The organism is Halpernia humi, assembly GCF_900108025.1.
Lineage (GTDB): Bacteria > Bacteroidota > Bacteroidia > Flavobacteriales > Weeksellaceae > Halpernia > Halpernia humi.
Genome location: NZ_FNUS01000002.1, coordinates 42,271 through 62,146, shown reverse-complemented (window position 1 = coordinate 62,146; position 19,876 = coordinate 42,271). Strand labels below are relative to the sequence as shown.

The 19,876-nt window shown below is 33.4% G+C and carries 18 protein-coding genes; 13 read left to right on the top strand and 5 right to left on the bottom strand.

Going from position 1 to position 19,876, the window contains the following annotated elements; translation table 11 throughout:
• Positions 1–2: 2 nt before the first annotated feature.
• Positions 3–332, bottom strand: a complete 330-nt coding sequence (locus C4S29_RS05200; protein ID WP_103913091.1) for a HesB/IscA family protein — start codon at positions 330–332, stop codon at positions 3–5.
• Between the two features lie 210 nt (positions 333–542).
• On the opposite strand from C4S29_RS05200, the gene C4S29_RS05195 reads away from it, so the two are divergent.
• On the top strand, positions 543–1,586 hold the full coding sequence (locus tag C4S29_RS05195; RefSeq protein WP_103913090.1) for a GLPGLI family protein: 1,044 nt from the start codon (positions 543–545) through the stop codon (positions 1,584–1,586).
• Positions 1,587–1,598: 12 nt separating this feature from the next.
• Entirely contained in the window at positions 1,599–2,420 is an 822-nt protein-coding gene (locus tag C4S29_RS05190; RefSeq protein WP_103913089.1) for a GLPGLI family protein, read from the top strand.
• A 38-nt stretch (positions 2,421–2,458) separates the two neighbouring features.
• Here C4S29_RS05190 and C4S29_RS05185 read toward each other — a convergent pair whose 3' ends face one another.
• Entirely contained in the window at positions 2,459–3,208 is a 750-nt protein-coding gene (locus C4S29_RS05185; protein WP_103913088.1) for a murein L,D-transpeptidase catalytic domain family protein, read from the bottom strand.
• A 148-nt stretch (positions 3,209–3,356) separates the two neighbouring features.
• Between C4S29_RS05185 and C4S29_RS05180 the strand changes: the two genes are divergently transcribed.
• Positions 3,357–3,698 carry a hypothetical protein gene (locus tag C4S29_RS05180; RefSeq protein WP_103913087.1) on the top strand — a complete coding sequence of 114 codons (342 nt, stop codon included), beginning with the start codon at positions 3,357–3,359 and terminating at the stop codon, positions 3,696–3,698.
• Between the two features lie 56 nt (positions 3,699–3,754).
• Positions 3,755–6,151: a TonB-dependent receptor plug domain-containing protein gene (locus tag C4S29_RS05175; protein ID WP_103913086.1), complete on the top strand. Its 2,397-nt coding sequence runs from the start codon at positions 3,755–3,757 to the stop codon at positions 6,149–6,151.
• A gap of 134 nt (positions 6,152–6,285) precedes the next feature.
• On the opposite strand, the gene C4S29_RS05170 is transcribed toward C4S29_RS05175, so the two are convergent.
• Both C4S29_RS05170 and C4S29_RS05165 read right to left on the bottom strand, forming a co-directional pair.
• The gene (locus tag C4S29_RS05170; protein WP_103913085.1) at positions 6,286–6,882 is read right to left on the bottom strand and encodes a superoxide dismutase; all 597 of its coding nucleotides are present in this window, start codon (positions 6,880–6,882) and stop codon (positions 6,286–6,288) included.
• A gap of 133 nt (positions 6,883–7,015) precedes the next feature.
• The gene (locus tag C4S29_RS05165; RefSeq protein WP_103913084.1) at positions 7,016–7,453 is read right to left on the bottom strand and encodes a winged helix-turn-helix transcriptional regulator; all 438 of its coding nucleotides are present in this window, start codon (positions 7,451–7,453) and stop codon (positions 7,016–7,018) included.
• Between the two features lie 165 nt (positions 7,454–7,618).
• Here C4S29_RS05165 and C4S29_RS05160 point away from each other — a divergent pair, with 165 nt between their 5' ends.
• From C4S29_RS05160 to C4S29_RS05145, 4 genes are all read left to right on the top strand, one after another.
• Complete coding sequence (locus C4S29_RS05160; protein WP_103913083.1) at positions 7,619–8,383, top strand: SDR family oxidoreductase; 765 nt, start codon at positions 7,619–7,621, stop codon at positions 8,381–8,383.
• A gap of 3 nt (positions 8,384–8,386) precedes the next feature.
• Positions 8,387–8,842 (top strand): DUF1772 domain-containing protein, encoded by a 456-nt coding sequence (locus C4S29_RS05155; protein ID WP_103913082.1) that lies wholly within the window; start codon positions 8,387–8,389, stop codon positions 8,840–8,842.
• Positions 8,843–8,852: 10 nt separating this feature from the next.
• Positions 8,853–9,341 carry a hypothetical protein gene (locus tag C4S29_RS05150; protein WP_103913081.1) on the top strand — a complete coding sequence of 163 codons (489 nt, stop codon included), beginning with the start codon at positions 8,853–8,855 and terminating at the stop codon, positions 9,339–9,341.
• Between the two features lie 194 nt (positions 9,342–9,535).
• Positions 9,536–11,470, top strand: a complete 1,935-nt coding sequence (locus C4S29_RS05145; RefSeq protein ID WP_103913080.1) for a DUF3857 domain-containing protein — start codon at positions 9,536–9,538, stop codon at positions 11,468–11,470.
• Between the two features lie 53 nt (positions 11,471–11,523).
• Here C4S29_RS05145 and rho read toward each other — a convergent pair whose 3' ends face one another.
• Positions 11,524–13,305 carry a transcription termination factor Rho gene (rho, locus tag C4S29_RS05140; RefSeq protein WP_103913079.1) on the bottom strand — a complete coding sequence of 594 codons (1,782 nt, stop codon included), beginning with the start codon at positions 13,303–13,305 and terminating at the stop codon, positions 11,524–11,526.
• A 165-nt stretch (positions 13,306–13,470) separates the two neighbouring features.
• Here rho and C4S29_RS05135 point away from each other — a divergent pair, with 165 nt between their 5' ends.
• From C4S29_RS05135 to cysS, 5 genes are all read left to right on the top strand, one after another.
• On the top strand, positions 13,471–13,860 hold the full coding sequence (locus tag C4S29_RS05135) for a DUF4293 family protein (RefSeq protein WP_103913078.1): 390 nt from the start codon (positions 13,471–13,473) through the stop codon (positions 13,858–13,860).
• Positions 13,861–14,085: 225 nt separating this feature from the next.
• Positions 14,086–15,924, top strand: coding sequence for an ABC transporter ATP-binding protein (locus C4S29_RS05130; protein ID WP_103913077.1), 1,839 nt, complete (start codon positions 14,086–14,088; stop codon positions 15,922–15,924).
• Between the two features lie 131 nt (positions 15,925–16,055).
• Positions 16,056–17,501, top strand: coding sequence for an FAD-dependent oxidoreductase (locus tag C4S29_RS05125; protein WP_103913076.1), 1,446 nt, complete (start codon positions 16,056–16,058; stop codon positions 17,499–17,501).
• 141 nt (positions 17,502–17,642) lie between these two features.
• A complete protein-coding gene (gene folE / locus C4S29_RS05120; RefSeq protein WP_103913075.1) occupies positions 17,643–18,308 on the top strand; it encodes a GTP cyclohydrolase I FolE in 666 nt (221 codons plus the stop codon).
• A gap of 94 nt (positions 18,309–18,402) precedes the next feature.
• On the top strand, positions 18,403–19,866 hold the full coding sequence (cysS, locus tag C4S29_RS05115) for a cysteine--tRNA ligase (protein ID WP_103913074.1): 1,464 nt from the start codon (positions 18,403–18,405) through the stop codon (positions 19,864–19,866).
• The last annotated feature ends 10 nt before the right edge of the window (positions 19,867–19,876 follow it).

Genomic DNA, 19,876 nt, shown 5'->3' with positions numbered 1-19,876 from the left:
TATTAAAGTGAAAAACTCTCTCCGCAACCACAGGTTCTGCTCGCGTTTGGGTTATTAAAAACAAAACCTTTTCCATTTAAACCACCAGAATATTCCAAAATGGTACCAGCAAGATAAAGGATAGATTTTCTTTCGATAATTACTTTTATGCCGTTATCTTCAAAAACCTGATCGTTTTCCTCCTTTTTATTATCAAACTTCAAAACATATTCTAAACCTGAGCAACCACCGCTTTTCACACCAACTCTGATGAAATCTTCAGTAGGATTAAAACCATCTTCAGTCATTAGCTGGATGGCTTTTTCTTTTGCGTTATCTGATATTTTTATCATTATTTTTATTTAGACTTATTTTAAAGTACAAAAATACTATATTTAAAATCAATTACAAATACAGCACAAATTATTTGTCTATCATACAGATTGATATTTATCATTTATGGGGCATTGTGTTAAAGTATTTATAAAAAATGCAAATTTAAAATATCTTCACTCTTTAAAATTAACTTTGCTCTGCTTTTATTATCAAACATCAAAACTAATATGAAACGTCTCTTTATTTTAATGCTATTTTTAAGTTCTTTTGGGCAATTTTTTAGCCAAACGCAACGGTTTATTTACGACACAGAAATAAATTCTGACACTATAAATCTTCAGCCACTTAAACATGAGCGCACATTTTTAGATCTTAAAAATGGACAATCCACATTCATAAGTGAAAACAAATTATTAAAAGATTCTTTAATTTCTGTATTTAAAAAACAGGAAGAAAGCAATCCAAAACTTGAGAAAAGAAATAAAAAAAATAAATCAGATTCTCCAAAACTTGCTGCTGGTAATTCTTTGAAACCTAGTTTTTTTAATTTTTTTATTGAGAAAAATATAGACGACAAAAAAGTGTCGTTGGTAGAAAATATAGGGCCGCAACAAATCTATTATCTAGAAGACAGAAAAATCCCTTGGAAAATTTCAAAAGAAACAATGTTAATCAATGGATATAAAACACAAAAAGCCACAGTAAATTTTGGCGGAAGATCTTGGACTGCGTGGTTTGCACCCGATATTAAAATTTCTGATGGGCCATATAAATTCTATGGTTTGCCAGGGTTAATTTTAAAATTAGAAGATGAAAAAGGCGATTATTTGTTTACTTTTTTAAAGAAAATTACCATTCCAAACGCTTATGCCGAACAAGTTCAGCCTAACGCAAAACAATCAACAAGAAATAATTTTAACGGAGATAAAGCGGCAATAGAGTTTGAAATGCTTCAAAGTAGAAAAGACAAATATTCTAGAGATTCCAATTCTGAAATATCCGGCAGAAAAGGTAGAATGCATGGCGGTGGAATGGGCGGCGGAAGAAGTGGCGGAATGGAAGGTGGCGGTGACAGAATGCGAGGCGGTGGCGAAAGAAATGCGGAAAGCGAAGATGATGAAATGGGTTCACAAACGCCAAGCAATAATCAATTTAGCGGTTTTGAAGGACAAAGAAATGCTTTTGGTGGTAGAAGCCAAAATGGCAATTCAAACAATAATTTTGGAAATTTCAGAAGCGATTCCGACGGAAACCCAATAGAATTAAGATAAAAAAATATAACAATGAAAATAATAAAATTATTAAGTTTACTTGCAATGCCTTTAATTATGGCGCAGCAAACAACAAGATTCGTCTATCAAGTCTCTATAAAAACAGATTCTACAGACGCGAAATCTGTAAAAACAGAATTGGCAAATTTAGACGTATCACCCACAGAATCTATCTTTTATGGCGATAAGCGTTTAAAACGCGACTCTATTTTTGCTAGAGCAAGACAAACAAGAAATTTTAATTTCGACCGAAGCATGTTTGAGAATTTGCAATCTAATATTGATTTTATCATTAAAAAAAATTATGAAGACCAAAGTTTAGTTTTTAGAAGCAGAATCGGTAGAGATGAATATTCTTATGAAGAAAAACCAAATTTTAACTGGAAAATTTTACCCGAAACCGTTAAAATTGGTGATTATAAAACGCAGAAAGCAGAAATGACTTACGGCGGTAGAAAATGGGATGCCTGGTTTACCACAGATGTTCCTGTTTTGGATGGCCCTTATAAATTTTCTGGCTTACCTGGCTTAATCGTAAAAATTGAAGATGAAAAAGGCGACTATTCTTTTGATTTGATGGAAAGTAAAAAAATTGATGCGCCAGCAGAATTTCTCACACGTGGAAATGTGGTGAAACTTTCTAAAAAAGACTTTTTAAAACAAAATGCAACTTACCGAAAAGATCCGGTTTCGTATATGCAAAGCAGCCTAAATTCTAGAGGCGGCAGAGGTGGCGGAAATAGACCCAGCCCAACACCGCAAGACAGAAAAGAGCAAGAAGACAGACTGAAAAAAAGCATTGCAGATTTTAATAATCCGATAGAATTAAACTAAAGAAAAAAAGCAAATCGTGTAGATTTGCTTTTTTATTTTTAAGATTTCAACCATTCGGAAGAACTTAAATAATTTTGATCTGGATAATAAATAAACAGACAATTTTGGTCTTTTATGGTATTGATAATTGGCTCTGCTAACTCGCGCGAAACAGCCGGGCAACCCCAACTTCTACCAATTCTTTTGTGGTTTTTTGCGAAATCATTGCTCACATAATCTGCACCGTGCATTACGATCGCACGTTGCAAAGCCGCGTCATTAAAGCCTTTATCCATCCCAATTAATTTTAAAGAAAAACCATTTTTGCCCGTGTAGGTTTCTTCGGTAATATAAAAGCCCAAACTGCTTTGGTGCGAACTTTCGGTGTTTGAAAAATGCGCTGCAAACTCATCGCCAGTTCCCATTCCGTGGGCAACCAATGTGTTGAAAATTACTTTTTTCTTATCTAAATCTATCACCCAAAGTCTTTTGGAATTTGAAGATTTGCTAAAATCTGCTATGGTTAAAACATGAGATTCTTTAGGTAATTTTCCATCGCTTTTTAATTTTTCAAAACCTTTGAAGGCTTTTTCGAAAACGTCTTCATCTAATTGTTCATTGTTAGAAAAATCAATCTCAGAAAAAATAGCATCGGCTTTTGAACTATTTAAACTTGTAATGGCTTTAAAATCGGTTTCTGCTTTCACAGAATCATTTTTAAAACCGCTTTTCTCCGCACGAATTTTTGGTAAAACAAATGATGTAATTACTAAATAAACAGGGATAAAAATAAAAAAGACTTTCTTCATATCAAATTTTAGAATGCAAAAATAAGTAGTTTAACTTGTTTTAAACCTGTATAATATCTTAAAATTGTGTGCTTTAACATTTTTTAAGACACTTTAACTTAAATAAATAATTGTTTTTAACTGTTTTTTCTAACTTTGTAACAAGAAAATGAAAAATATTCAAAATCTTTTCATCTTTATTTTTTCTGTTGGAATTTTAATTCTTCCAACACAAAATCTTATGGCGCAAAATATGCCGCAAGCCAAATGTTGCACATCACAAAGCGTTTGTCATAATAATATGCCCGCGAAAAATCACAAGAACTCTACGTCTCACGATTGCTGTAGTGTAAGTATTTGCGTTTTTCAATTCATCAATTCTGCGGAAAGTATATCTACAGAATGTTATCATTTTAATAATTTTAAAAAGAAACTTTCTTTCTTTTATTCTCATCAATTACTTCCAAACACCTATTTAGAAGGCGTTTTTCAACCACCGAAATTTATTTAATTAAAACAACATTAAAGCAGAAGTCTGCCCAATTTTAATTAACTAAATCTTAAAAAATGAAAACAATTTTAGGCAAAATTGTGCCTTTGTTCATCTTTCTATTTTGCACAATTCTCTCAGCGCAAAATCTTAAAACTTATGAAAAAGCAATTGTGAATGGCAATTGTGTGCAATGTAAAACGCGAATAGAAAACGCAGCGAAAAGCGCGAATGCTGAGACGGCAGTTTGGTCTCCTGATACAAAAGTGTTGCAAATAGAGTTCAATCCGGCGAAAACATCTTTAGAAAAAATTCTAAAAAAAATTGCGCAAGTGGGTCACGATAATGAAAAATTCAAAGCAGATGATGAAGCTTATAAAAATCTTCCAAGTTGTTGTTTGTATGATAGAGAACAAAATCTAGAAGATTTTTTACCAAATAAGACCGCGACTGTTTCTAAAATATTACAAGATCATTCAATGCAAATGGATGCGCAAGACGACCATTCTAATCATAAAGAAAAAAGCCAGAATATAGAAGGCGTAAAACTTTTAAAATTACAAGATCCAACCGCGATTGATAGCAAATCTGCAGGTTTAACGATGAATATGAACGGAAAAGAATTTCTAAAAGCCGCTTGCTGCAATTTATCTGAAAGTTTTGAAACCAACGCAACTGTGGATGTATCTTACAGTAACGCTGTAACCGGAACTAAACAACTGAAAATGCTCGGTTTAGACCAAAAATATACAGCAATTACGCAGGAACAATTGCCGCAAGTTCACGGTTTATCGGCTGCGTATGGTTTAAATTTTATTCCCGGGAAATGGATTGCTTCTATACAATTAACAAAAGGTGGAAGTACCGTCGTAAACGGATATGAAAGCATCACAGGACAAATAAATACGGAACTTTTAAAATACAAAGATAAACCAGAAACGGCGATTAATCTTTTTTTAGATTCTAATTTGCGAACAGAAATCAATTTAACTTCAACACAATTGCTTTCCGAACATTGGTCGCAAAGTGTACTGCTTCACGGAAACGGCACTTTTTCTGAGCGAGATTCTAATAATGATGGTTTTCTAGACCAACCAAAAGGCAACCAAATAAATGTGGCTTATTTACTCGATTTCAATAATTTAGAAAAGAGCGGTTTGATGTCACATTTTGGAATTAATTATGTGAAAGATGAAAGAAATGCCGGACAAAAAGGTTACGATTTTAGCAAACCACAAAATGTGCAAAGTTTATATGGAGTAGGAATCAATACCTCGCGTTTCCAATTTTGGAATAAAACAGGATATATTTTTAAAGACAAACCGGGCAAAAGTATCGGCTGGATGAACCAACTAACCGTTCATCAGCAAAACAGTTTTTTCGGGTTGAGAAATTATGACGGCAAAGAAACTTCATATTATTCCAATTTTATTTTTGAAGGAATCTTGGGAAACACAAACAATAAATTTAAAACTGGCGCAAGTTTTCTGTATGATTCTTACAATGAAAATTACTTGACGCAAAATTATACAAGAACAGAAACGGTGCCAGGATTATTTTTTGAATATACATTAACTGGTGTGAAATATACTTTGGTAGCAGGTGTTCGCGCAGATTTTCACAATTTGGCGGGAACACAATTTACACCGAGAATAAATTTTAAATATGATATTGCGCCAAAAACAACTTTGCGACTTTCTGCTGGCAGAGGTTTTAGAACGGCAAATATTTTTGCGGAAAATCAGCAATATTTTGCATCAAACAGAACACTAGAAATAAGAAATAATGGCGGTGATATTTATGGTTTAAAACCGGAAATCGCTTGGAATTTTGGCGCGAGTTTAGTACAAGAATTTAAGTTTCTGCGCAGAAAAAGTAGCTTTATTTTAGATTTTTTCAGAACCGATTTCCAGCATCAGGTTTTGGTAGATCTTTACCAATCGCCGCAGAAAATTTTGTTTTATAATTTAGAAGGTTTTTCTTTTGCAAATAGTTTCCAAGCGCAATGGGATTTTTCTTTGGTAAAAAATTTAGATTTTCGCTTGGCTTATAAATACTATGATGTGCAAGCAAATTACATTTCAGGTAAAAGAGAAGTGCCATTTATCCCTAAAAACAGAGGTTTTGCGAATATGTCTTACGCCACAAACAAAACGGAAAAAGGTGGTTTTTGGTCGGTTGATTTGACATACAATTTGGTCGGTTCGCAAAATTTACCAACAACAGCAAGTAATCCGCAAGAATTTCAGTTGGGTGCAAAATCTTCTGCGTTTTCTACTTTGAATGGACAAATCGCGAAAAATTTTAATGAAAAATTCCGGGTTTATCTTGGTGCGGAAAATATCACTTCTTACAAACAAAACCGCCCTATTTTGGATGCGCAAAATCCATTTAGAAATTATTTTGATGCGGGAATGGTTTATGCGCCGATTATGCCGGTAAATATTTATTTAGGTGTTGATTTTAAATTTTAGTGAAATATTTAATTTTAAATAATTTAAAGAAAATTAAAATTAAAAAAGGCTCGAAATATAGAAATTCGAGCCTTTATTCTGTGAAATTTTTTAATTTTTTTGGATAGTTCTTTTGGATAAAATCCTATTGAAAATTATTTGTTATAATTTTCTTCAACTTGATCCCAATTGATTAAATCAAAGAAATTGGTTACATAATCTGGTCTTTTGTTTTGGTAATTTAAGTAGTAAGCATGTTCCCAAACATCGATTCCTAAAATTGGTGTTCCGCTGCAATCTGCAACTGGCATTAATGGATTATCTTGGTTTGGTGTAGAGCAAATTGCTACAGAACCATCTTCTTTTTTGCACAACCAAGCCCAGCCAGAACCGAATCTCGTTTTTGCGGCCGTTGCGAAATCTTCTTTAAATTTTTCATAACCACCCATTTTTTCGATGGCTGCTTTTACGTTTCCTACTGGTTCTTTGCTTCCGCCTGGTTTTAAAATTTTCCAAAAAAGACTGTGGTTGTAATGTCCACCGCCGTTGTTTCTTACCGCTGCTTTATCTGAACCTGTTTTGCAAACTTCTTCGATAGATTTTCCATCTAAATCCGTTCCTTCAATGGCTTTGTTTAAATTATCCACATAACCTTGGTGGTGTTTTGTGTAGTGAATTTCCATTGTTTTTGCATCTATGTGTGGTTCTAATGCGTCGTACGCAAATCCTAAGTCTGGTAATTGAAATGACATAATATTATATTTTTTTAAATGTTCTTCTCAAAAATAAGCAATAATTATGCAAAAGCCTAAGTGATTGATAGAATTTATTAAATCTTTAACATTGATAAATTCACTTAAACTTAAAATATTAAGTTTCGCTTGATTAAAAATCACTCAACGTTTCTTTTACAATTTCACGGTAATTTTTCTTAATAGCCGTAATAACTTTTAATTTTTCTCCATCAAAACCTTTATCAGAAATTGAAAACATTTTAGGATTATAGTTTCTAACATTTTTGTCGCTCCAAAGTATGATTTCTGTAATAAGTGGCGCTAAATCAATCCCTTTTTCTGTTAGTAAATAAATATTCTCTTTTTTATTTGAAGGCAATTTTCTTTTACTAATTAAATCAAAACGCTCTAATAATTTCAACCTTGACGATAAAATATTGGTCGCAATTTTTTCTTCAGATAATGAAATTTCTTTAAAAGTTTTCTTCCCGCCTAAAAGCAAATCTCTGATAATCAGCAACGACCATTTATCGCCAATAATATCCAAAGTTGATGCAATGGGACAGGAAGAACGAAATTTATTTTCCATTTTTTATATTATTTTTACTTGCAATTTAAAAGTTATTTATATCTTTGCTTGCAATTTGAAAGCAAAAATAACAAATTTTTAATGAAATCGCCATTATCAAGTTTGCAAATAAACATTTATGAAATTAGGCGATTGAATATGATTTTAAAATAATAAAATATACTTATGAAACTATCCAAACAAATTGTGCTAATAACTGGCGGCGGTTCGGGAATTGGGCTTGCTCTTGCCAAAAAATTTCTTGAAAATAATAATACCGTTATTATCACCGGAAGAAATCTTGCAAAATTGCAAAAAGTACAAGCCGAATTTCCCAAAATCAATATTTTTCAAAGTGATGTGACCGACGATGCGGAAGTGAGAATGCTTGCAGATGATATTTCACAAAAGTTTGAAGGCATAGATATTTTGGTAAATAATGCCGGAATAATGAATTTAGTAGATGCTGGAAACGAAAAAAATGACCTTCAAAAACAAATGGAAGAGATTGAAATTAATTTTAATTCGCCTTTGAGAATGTTTCATTATTTTTTGCCACAACTAAAAAAAAGTAAGAATGCTGCTTTAATTAATGTTTCTTCAGGATTGGCTTACGTTCCTTTCGCACAAGCACCGGTTTATTCGGGCACAAAATCGGCATTGCATTTTTGGACAAAATCTATTCGCCCACAACTAAAACCGCACAATATAAAAGTTATTGAGGTATTGCCGCCTGTTGTGAAAACAGATATATTTGATGGTATCGAAGCAAGCGAGGATGATTTTAAACCTATTCTTCCCCAAAAATTAGCCGATCTTTTTTGGAAAGATTTCATCAAAGGAAAGGAAGAAATCACACCAGGAATGTCTTCTCAACTAAAATTAATGAACAGATTGGCGCCAAAATTTATTTTTAAACAACTAAACAAGCAAGCAATTCCAAATCTGTAAATTATGAAAAAAATAATTTCAATCATTACCATTCTCGCCATTGGTGCATTTATTGGGAACATGCTCAATATTGGTTTGAGTCATGCCAAATATTGGCAATCGCTTGCTCCGATAGATTTTATGAAATTTTTTGCCATAGATTTTCCTTTGCTTTTAGTTCCAACTGCTGTAACGCTTTTGCCTGCTTGGTTGGGAAGTCTTTGGTTATTTTTGAAATCGGAAAAAAAATCGGAAACTAAAAAATATTGGTTATTTGCATTTATCGGTTTAACGCTTACAATTTTGCAAACTTCCATCTATCATTTGCCGATGAATTTAGATTTTATAGCATTGAAATATGATGCTGCAACTGCTTCAAGCAAACTTCAAGATTGGGTTATTTCTCACTGGATACGAATTATTATCGCAATTATTTCTGGCGTTTACGCGCTTTTAGGATTTCAAAATCAAACAAATTAAAATTAAAAATATGGACAATTTTACAATTATTAACTTGCAAGCATTAACAGGTTCGATCTCTCTTTTTCTTGTATTCAAATGGTGGGTTCAGCCACGAGTTGCTCATTTATCTGTTCAGGATGCATTGTTGCCTTTTGTATTTTTAAATGCATTTCGATATTTAGGTTTATCGTTTATGGCCAAAGAGCAAATTTATGATGGGTTTCCTGTAGATTTTCTGAAAATAGTTGGTTTATGGGATTTTGCTGTTTCCGTTTTGGCAATTATAACAGCAATTGCTTTAAAAAAGAAATGGCGTTTTGCTATACCAATGGTTTGGATTTTTAATATATTCGGTTTTGCAGATTTAATAAATGCTTTTCCCCAGTTCTTTGGATTAAAACTTTACGACCACAATTTGGGTTTTATTTGGTTAATGTTTGTTACATATGGTTTGGCAGCATTTTTAAGCCATATTTATATTTTTTATAGATTACTTAAAAATTTAAAAAAGAATTAGCAAAAAAATTTAATTTAAAAATAAAAAAAGTCAATTAAAAAAAGTGTATTTAGCCTAAATGTGCTAATTTAGTATTAAGAATTTAGATTAATTTTAAATGTGCCGAAAAACACATTGAATTCCGATTTTATAAGACAAAAGCAAGTTTATCGGAAGTGATACTCATTTCACAAATTCTTAGTATTAAGTAAATAATGAAAAAAAAAATATTCCTTTTAACCGTCTTGTTTTATTGCATTTATGTTTCTGCTCAAAAACACATATATTTAGATGAACCAAAATTAACAGATACTGAAATCCAAAATATGACACCGACGATGAAAGCAGATGCGCCCGCAGAAGTCCTTTATCAGTCGTATAGTTACAGAATAGAGCGAAATGGATATATGTATAGTGACGTTATAAGCAGAATAAAAATTTATGATAAAGACAAAGCAAGCAATTATTTAGACGTTGCAATTCCACTTTATGTTTCTCCAAAAGGCGATTTCGAAAAATTAGTTAAATTAAAAGCCTATACATATAATTTTGAAAATGGAAAAATAAAGGAGGCCAAAGTAGAAAAAGATTCAAAATTCAAATCCAAAGAAGACAAAAACTATAATATTGTCAAATTTGCATTTCCAGAGGTGAAAAATGGATCAGTTGTCGAATACCATTACACCATCGAAACGCCATTTATTTCATCTGTACCAAGAGTAATAATTGAACAGGCTATCCCCGTAAAATACATAGAATACTGTTTTGAAACACCGAAAATTTTGGGATATACGATTAATTACAAAGGTCCAATATCTCCAACTTTTAAAGAGAGAGAAAACAGAGATATTTATAACGGAGACAGTTATACCTACCGTTTTGCCTATGTCAATGTACCAGCCTACAAAGAAGAAAAATTTGTACATAATAATGATAATTATAAAACATCTATAAGAGCAGAAATAAATTCTAGCACAACGGGTGGAAAATTAAATAAATATACGGTTACTTGGAATGATGTTCGAAAAAAACTTTATGATGAAAAAGATTTTGGAGATCAACTAAAAATAATGTCTTATGTAAAAAACATTTTACCAGAAAATGTAAAATCTATTTCCGATGATGTGGAAAGAGCAAGTGCCATTTTGAAATTTGTACAAGACAATTATAAATGGAATAATGAAAGCGATGTACTAACGGACAAAGGCGTGAAAAATCTTATCTCCACAAAAATTGGCAATAGCGCCGAAATAAATTTATTAATGATAATGTTGATGAAAGACACTGGGATAAAAGCAAACCCTGTTGTTTTATCTACAGTAAAACGCGGCTTATTGTTACCTAATTCGCCTTCATTATCTAAACTTAATTATGTAATCGCTGGTGTGGAAAATGATCACAAAATCTACCTATTCGACGGAACTAGCAGATATTCAAGCAAGAACATAATTCCTCCACGCGCATTAAATTATACTGGCTTTTTAATGACAGATAAAGACGCAAAGCAACTAAACATCGTTTTTCCAGACCACAGCGAAACAGATTTGGAAATTGATGCAAAATTGAATGAAAACGGAACTTTTACTGGTCGATTTTCAACTATTGATAAAAAATTATTTGCGATGATTTCTCGAGAGTCTTACGAAAACAACAAAGATGATTACCAAAAACAATATAAGGAAAAATATGCATTTCCATTTAAAAATATTAAATCTGGACCAACAGAAAATGGTTCTTTTGCTACTTCTTTTGAATTTGATGCTGACACTTTTGTGGATGCAATTGGCAATAAATTTGTATTTAACCCTTTGCTATTTCTATATTCTAAAAATCACGAATTCAATCAAGAAGAGGCTCGAAAAGCACCCATTGAATTTCTATCTGCTTATGATAAAATAAAAAAAGTTACTATCACTCTGCCAGAAGGTTATACTTTTGAAAACGTGCCAAAATCCAAAAAATTTAAGACCCAAGACAATTCTATTTCTTATTCATACAATGTTATGCAAGAAGGAAATAAATTAACTGTGGAAGCCATAACCACAGTAGATGATTCTGTTTTTCCAAAAGAATATTACCCAGTATTCAAACAAATTTTTGATAATATAACCAAACTTGAAGCACAAGTGGTTACGGCGATAAAAAAATAAAAAAAGCCAATCGAAATAAATGGATTGGCTTTTTTTATATTAATTTTTAAAAACTATCTATTCATAGACATTAAAAATTCTTCATTGTTTAATGTAGATTTCATTTGCTTATTCACAAAATCCATCGCTTCTAAAGGATTCATATCAGACAAATATTTTCTTAAAATCCACATTCTCTGCAACGTCACTTCATCTAAAAGAATATCATCTCTTCGGGTACTTGAAGACACCAAATCTACCGCAGGATAAATTCTTTTGTTAGAAATCTTACGATCTAATTGAAGTTCCATATTCCCAGTTCCTTTAAATTCTTCAAAAATCACTTCATCCATTTTAGATCCTGTGTCTATTAATGCTGTTGCGATAATGGTTAAAGATCCACCATTTTCAATTTTTCTCGCTGCGCCAAAAAAACGTTTCGGTTTGTGTAACGCATTTGCATCTACACCACCAGAAAGTATTTTTCCTGAAGCTGGCGTTACGGTGTTATAAGCTCTTGCGAGACGTGTGATAGAATCTAATAAAATCACCACATCGTGGCCACATTCTACCATTCTCTGTGCTTTCGCCAAAACTAAATTAGCCACTTTTACGTGTTTGTCTGCAGATTCATCAAACGTAGAAGCAATCACTTCTGCATTTACGCTTCTTTCCATATCTGTCACTTCTTCTGGTCTTTCATCTATCAAAAGAACCATCATATACGCTTCTGGATGGTTTGAGGAAATGGCATTTGCAATATCTTTTAGCAACATTGTTTTACCCGTTTTGGGTTGTGCAACAATCATTGCGCGTTGCCCTTTCCCAATTGGTGCGAATAAATCTACAATTCTGGTAGAAAGTGTAGAACCTTTCCCTGCCAAATTAAATTTTTCTTGTGGGAAAAGCGGCGTAAGATATTCAAAAGCAACGCGATCTTTTATAAAATCTAAATCTCGACCGTTTACTTCAACTGGCTTTAAAAGCGAAAAATATTTTTCACCTTCCTTTGGTAATCTTACAATTCCACGAACCGTGTCTCCAGTTTTTAAACCATAATTTCTTATTTGATTGGTAGAAACATACACATCATCTGGCGAAGAAATATAACTGAAATCCGAAGAGCGTAAAAACCCATAATTGTCTGGCAAAATTTCTAAAACGCCTTCAATAGTAACAATGCCGTCAAAATTAAATTCTTTTTTCTTTTCTTGCTCTTCGCTGTGGTCAGAATTTTTAGAATTTTGGTTTTGTTGATTTTTATTTTGATTGGGATTTTGCTTCCTATTGCTCGGATGGTTTGGGTTATTGTTGTTCGCTTTGCTATTATTCTGTTGATTTTTATTTTGCTGAACGGGTTGCTGCGGTTTTTGTTCTGCTTTTTGCTCCGTATTTTCTAGCGCTTCGGTTTTATTCTCAGGCGCTACTTCGGTTTTTTCGGCTTCCACAACTTTTTCAACTTGTTTCTTTTGTACTCTTTTGCGCGTTTTCGGTGCGCTCGCAGGAATCACTTCAGTTTTGTCGTTATCTTTTTCTTCTGAAGATGGCTTTTCGGGGGTGTTTTCAAAGGCTATTTCAGCAGTTTCTACCGCCGTAGTTTTTACTGGCTTCTTTCTTGGCGCTGCTTTTCTTGCTGGTTTTTTTACTTCCGAAACTGGTTCCGAAACCTTCTCTTCGGGTGTTTCTGTAGCATTATAATACTCTTTGGCCACTTTTGTGTTTGAGGCTTGAAAATCTAAAATAGCAAAAACTTTGTCGTCTTCCGTGCTGTTTTTTGAAGTTTTGATGCCCAAAGCATCAGAGATTTTGGTTAAATCATCAGAAGATTTAGACCTTAATTTTTCGAGGTTAAACATAAAATATGTTAAATATGTAAATTATAAGTGTGTGCAAATAAGAAGTTTAAGTCGGGCGACTTGTGTCTTTATTGTAATTTGTAATGCAAATCTACACTATTTTTTGAATTGTGCAAAAATTAATTTACTTTTGCTCAACCAATTCTTACTTAAAAGAAAGCCTAAATGATACAAAGAATTCAAAGTATTTGGTTGCTAATTGCCATTTTCGGCGCTGTATTTTTATACAGCACTTCAACCGATTTTGATGCAGAAATGAACGCGCCAATCCTGTTGATTTCCTGCGCCGTATTAGTCGTTTTAGGTGGTTTAAGTTTATTTGGTTTTAAAAATAGAAAAAGACAAATTTTGCTGAATAAAATCAGCATCGTTATAAACGTTTTGTTGCTAGGTTTGTTGTCTTATTGGTTACTAAAATTATCTGGAGGAATTAATTTTCCTGAGAAAGGTATTGAGCCTATTTTTCCGGTGATATCTATTATTTGTCTGCAAATTGCAAACATTTATATCCGGAGAGATGAAAGGATCGTGAAATCTGTAGACCGTTTACGATAAACTCACAACGATTTTTTTTGAGTTGAGCAGTTTCTTTTATGGAAACTGCTTTTTTTATACTAAAACCCTATCTAAATGAAACTACTTTTTAATTTAAAAAATTATGCTATAAAATTGAATATTTAGCGAGATTAAAAAGAAATTTTCAAGCCGTTTTGCAATTTTAAAACGAGTAATCTTCTATAATTTAAAATCAGTATTTTTGCCTCTTAAATATAAATTTAAATGAAACCCTTTCAAAGAATATTATTTTTCGCAAAACCACATAAAAAGTATCTTATTTTAAGTATCTTTTTCAATATTCTTTATTCTGCATTAAGCATTTTTTCAATCATCACGATGCTTCCTATACTGCGGATTGTCTTTAAATTAGACAAAGGTATTGATACCTCGAAAGTTCCCGTCTACGCAGGAGAAATTGGCGGTTATTTCGAATATTTAAAAAATCTCGCTTACTATAAAATACAATTAAGCATCAATGAATACGGCGGTATCAAAGTTTTAGCAACACTTTGTATTATTACAGCATTTTCATTTTTATTGAGAAATTTATTTCGCTATTTGGGCGCTTATTTTTTAGTGAATTATAGAGTCGGGATTACAAAAGATTTACGAACTTCCATGTACGATAAATTTTTGCAATTGCCCGTTTCCTTTTTCACAGAGCAGAGAAAAGGTGATATGATGAGCCGAATTTCAAACGATATTGGCGCCGTAGAAGGCGGCATAATGGGGGCTTTGGTAGATTTAATCAATGCGCCATTTATGATAATCGGGACTTTGTTCACGCTTTTTGCGCTCGATGCCAATCTGACTTTATTTTCGCTAATTATTTTCCCCGTGATGGGATTATTGATTTCTTGGGTAGGGAAAAGTTTAAAAAAACAAGCCACATCAGCACAAGAAGAATTGGGAAATATGTTCTCATTAGTAGATGAAACCTTAAAATCATCAAAAGTCATCAAAATTTTCAATGCCGATGTTATTTTAAAAAACCGCTTCAATAATACCACCAATCTTTGGCAAAAATTCGCCATCGGAATGAGCCGTAGAAGAGAATTGGCCTCACCGATGAGTGAATTTCTCGGTTCCATCACCATACTTTTAATCACTTGGTTTGCCGGCGTAAATATCATTAACGGAACCAATAATGATCCTGTTACTTTTTTAGCATTCATTGCTTTGTTTTTTCAAATTTTAGATCCTGCAAAAAAATTATCGAATTCTATTTCCTCCATACAAGGCGGAATGGCGAGTTTAGATCGGGTTTCAGAAGTTTTAGATTATGATTTAAAAATCGAAGAAGTAGAAAGCCCAATTTCAATTTTAGATCTAAAAAATGAAATTGAATTTAAAAATATTGGTTTTTATTACGATGTCGATAATGTGATATTGAAACATTTTTCCCTCACACTTCCAAAAGGAAAAACCGTTGCTTTGGTCGGACAATCTGGAAGTGGGAAAACCACAATCGCCAATTTACTAGCCAGATTTTATGATGTTTCGGAAGGTGAAATTTTAATTGACGGCATAAATGTTAAAGAATTAAACATCAAAGAATACCGCCATTTACTCGGAATGGTAACACAGGAATCTGTTTTATTTAATGATTCTGTTTACAATAATATTTTGATGGGGAAACCTTCAGCAACCCAGGAAGAAGTAATTGAAGCAGCGAAAATTGCAAATGCAGATACTTTCATCACCGAACTTCCAGAAGCGTATAACACCAATATCGGCGATGATGGAAACAAACTTTCTGGCGGGCAAAAACAAAGATTGTCTATCGCAAGAGCGGTTTTAAAAAACCCACCGATTATGATTTTGGATGAAGCCACTTCTGCTTTAGACACAGAATCTGAAAAATTTGTGCAAGATGCTTTAGATAAAATGATGGAAAACCGCACCTCATTAATCATCGCGCACCGACTTTCTACCATACAAAAAGCCGATTGGATTGTGGTGATGGAACGCGGCGAAATTGTAGAACAGGGAACGCATCAAGAATTAATGGACAAAAAATCAACTTATTATAAATTGGTAGAGTTGCAGAATTTTAAGTAAAAAAGTGTGAATTTTAAAAAACTTTTTTGTAATTAAGTAGAAATCCAAACAAATAATTCAATGTTCTTTGTTGAAAATCCGTGTATTAATTATTCTATTTTTTAATTTAAAAGAATTCCAAACCATCACAAGTGGAAAACCAAGAAAACATTGCAAAAAAATGGCAAATTTGTCCAGAATGCAACGGACAAGGCAGAGTACGCCAAAAAATTAAGAGAAAGAAAAAACTTTACTACGAAAAGGCTTTAGAAATTTATGAAAATACTGACCAAAAAGGAGAAAAACCAATTCCCCCAAAAAGCCATTTGAAAATCTGTGAAAATTGCAACGCTTCAGGTATAATTCCAAGTGAAAATTATCCAATTCCCGATACAGAACATTTTCCAAAAATCGCCATTATTGGCGGCGGAATTGGCGGCGTTGCTTTAGCAGTCGCTTGTTTACACCGTGGTATTCCGTTTACATTATACGAAAAAGATGAAAGTTTCAACGCCAGAATGCAAGGTTACGGTCTCACTTTGCAACAAGCCAATGTCGCTATCAAAGCTTTCGGAATTAAAAAATTAAAAGACGGCATAGTTTCTACAAGACACGTGGTGCACAACATTGAAGGCAAAATTCTTGGCGAATGGGGAAAACGAAAATGGTTGGCCAATAATGAAAAAACCGCAACTAGACGCTCCAATATGCATATTGCACGGCAATCTTTGCGCTTGGAACTTCTTCAGCAACTCGATGAAAAAAATGCCGTAAAATGGAACCACCAATTATTAGATTTAAAAAATTTAACAGACAAAACTGTAGAATTAAAATTTAAAATTAATGATGAAATAAAAACCACAAAAGCAGATTTGGTTGTTGGTGCAGACGGAATTCGTAGCACAGTTCGGAATTTTATTATTGATGAAAAACTGTCGCCATTGCGTTATTTAGATTGCATTGTGATTTTAGGAATTTGTCCTTTAAAAAAAAATAAAACTTTAAAAAGCGAATTATTAGATTCCGAAACAGTATTTCAAACGGCAAATGGCGTAGAAAGAATGTATATGATGCCCTATTCATCAACCGAAATTATGTGGCAATTCAGCTATCCAATTTCGGAAGAATTAGCCCTAAATTTAAGTCGTGAAGGTTCAAAAGCCCTAAAAAACGATGTCTTTGAGCGAACGAAAAGTTGGCACTCGCCCATCTCAGACATTATTTCGGGAACGCCACAAGAAAATATTTCGGGATATCCCGTTTATGATCGCGTGGTTTTAAATTCTGATTTATTTAAAAAAATCGGTTCGGTAACATTACTTGGCGATGCGGCGCATCCGATGAGTCCGTTTAAAGGTCAAGGCGCGAATCAGGCTTTGCTTGATGCTTTATCATTAGCAAAAATAATTTACAAAAATTGCAAATATAAAAACTGGCGAGAAGACGGTATTAGAACTTCCGTTTTAAATCAATTTGAAAAAGAGATGCTGGAAAGAACTGCTATTAAAGTTAAAGATTCGCGCGAGGCAGCAACAATATTGCATTCTGAAACGGTTTTAATTGAAACCAATCAGCCAAGAGGAAATATTTTGAAATAGAATCTTGCATAATTTTATTACTGAAAATTTCTAACGCAAACCTGCCTGCCGAAAGACAGATTTGCGCTTAAAAATTAACCTAAAATATTTTACAATTTACTTTTATTTAAAATCCCTATTTTTGTGTTTTAAATAACAGAAATGCAAGATTTTTTAGATAATGACGATGATGTTTTCACAGGCAAAGAACATACGCCTTTGCGCGAAGATGCTTTTGAAAAATTACCATCAGAAAAAATCGAAATCATTCAGCATCATTTTGGGAAAATAATGGAAACTTTGGGTTTGGATATGACCGACGATTCCTTGAAAGATTCGCCAAAAAGAGTTGCCAAAATGTATGTGAATGAGATTTTTGGGGGCTTGTTGCCAGAAAACAAACCCACCATTTCCAGTTTTTCTAACAAATACAAATACCGCCAAATGTTGGTGGAAAAAGACATCACGGTTTATTCTTTCTGCGAACATCATTTTTTACCAATCATCGGAAGAGCGCACGTTGCCTATATTTCAAACGGCGAAGTGATCGGTCTTTCTAAAATTAACAGAATTGTAGATTATTATGCAAAACGTCCGCAAGTTCAGGAACGTTTGACGATGCAAATTGTTGATGCTTTGAAAGAAGCCTTGAACACAACTGATGTTGCCTGTATTATTGATGCAAAACACCTTTGCGTGAATTGTCGCGGCATAAAAGACACGGCAAGTTCTACCATAACAGCAGAATTAAGCGGCATTTTCCGAAGCAACCCAATTACACGACAAGAATTTTTGCATTATGTGGGAAGCCACACAAAATTGGATTAAATTTTTCGCTAGCAACGTCAAGAGATTCTTATAATTTAAAGATAAATCCAGTTTACAGTAAACCATCAACTACCAACCAACAATAATTAGCAACATGCAACTCAAAATATACAACTCACTCTCCGGAGAAAAAGAAATCTTCAAACCCATCCACGAAAACAAAGTTGGAATGTACGTTTGTGGACCCACAGTTTATAGCAACGTGCATCTTGGAAATGTGCGCACTTTTTTAAATTTCGATTTTATTTACCGCAGTTTAATGTATTTCGGATACGATGTTCGCTATGTGCGAAATATAACTGATGCAGGACATTTAACCGATGATGGCGATGTGAATAACGACCGTTTTGTGAAACAATCCCGTTTGGAAAAATTAGAACCAATGGAGATTGTGCAAAAATATACCATAGATTTTCATAAGGTTTTAGATGAATTTAATTTGCTGCCACCGACAATTGAACCTACAGCAACCGGACATATTTTAGAACAAATAGAACTCACGCAAAAATTACTAGACACGGGGTTTGCATACGAAAGCAACGGTTCTGTCTATTTTGATGTTTTGGCGTACAACGCAAAAGGTTTGCATTACGGCGAGCTTTCCAAAAGAAATATTGAAGAATTAATTTCTAATACACGAGATTTAGACGGCCAATCTGAAAAGAAAAATCCGCCAGATTTTGCCCTTTGGAAAGCCGCTTCTCCCGCACACATTATGCGCTGGAATTCTCCGTGGGGCGCAGGTTTCCCAGGGTGGCATTTGGAATGTACCGCAATGAGCACCAAATATTTAGGAGAAAATTTTGATATTCACGGCGGCGGAATGGATCTAAAATTTCCGCACCACGAATGCGAAATTGCCCAAGGAAAAGCGGTGAACGGAACTTCGCCCGTCAATTACTGGATGCACGCCAATATGCTCACCATGAACGGACAAAGAATGAGTAAATCTACAGGCAATTACATTTTACCCGCAGAACTCATTTCTGGTGAAAATGATTTTTTTGAAAAAGCATTTCATCCTTCTGTCGTTCGGTTTAATTTTTTGCAAGCGCATTACAGAAGTATTTTGGATATTTCTAATGAAGCGATGCTTGCGAGCGAAAAAGGCTTGCAAAGGCTTTTAGAGGCTTTGAAATTATTAGAAAACTTTACTGAAACCTCATCTGAATCTAGTTTTAATTTTAATGACTGGAAAACAAAATCTGATGACGCTTTAGCGGACGATTTTAATTCTCCAATATTAATTGCCCATCTTTTTGAAGCCGTGAATTTTATTTTTAAATTAAATGATGGCAAAGAAAAAATTAGTTCTAAAGATTTGTCAAATCTAAAATCTGCTTTAAACGCTTATGTTTTTGACGTTTTGGGCTTGCAAAAATTAGAGGCCAACAACAATGCAAAACTAGACCAAACTTTGCAGGTTTTAATCGATTTGCGCAACCAAGCGCGAAAATCAAAAAACTTCGAACTTTCAGACCAAATCCGCGACAGATTACTTTCTGAGGGAATTGAACTAAAAGATGGGAGAGATGGAACGAGTTATTCGATTAGTTGAAATAAATTAA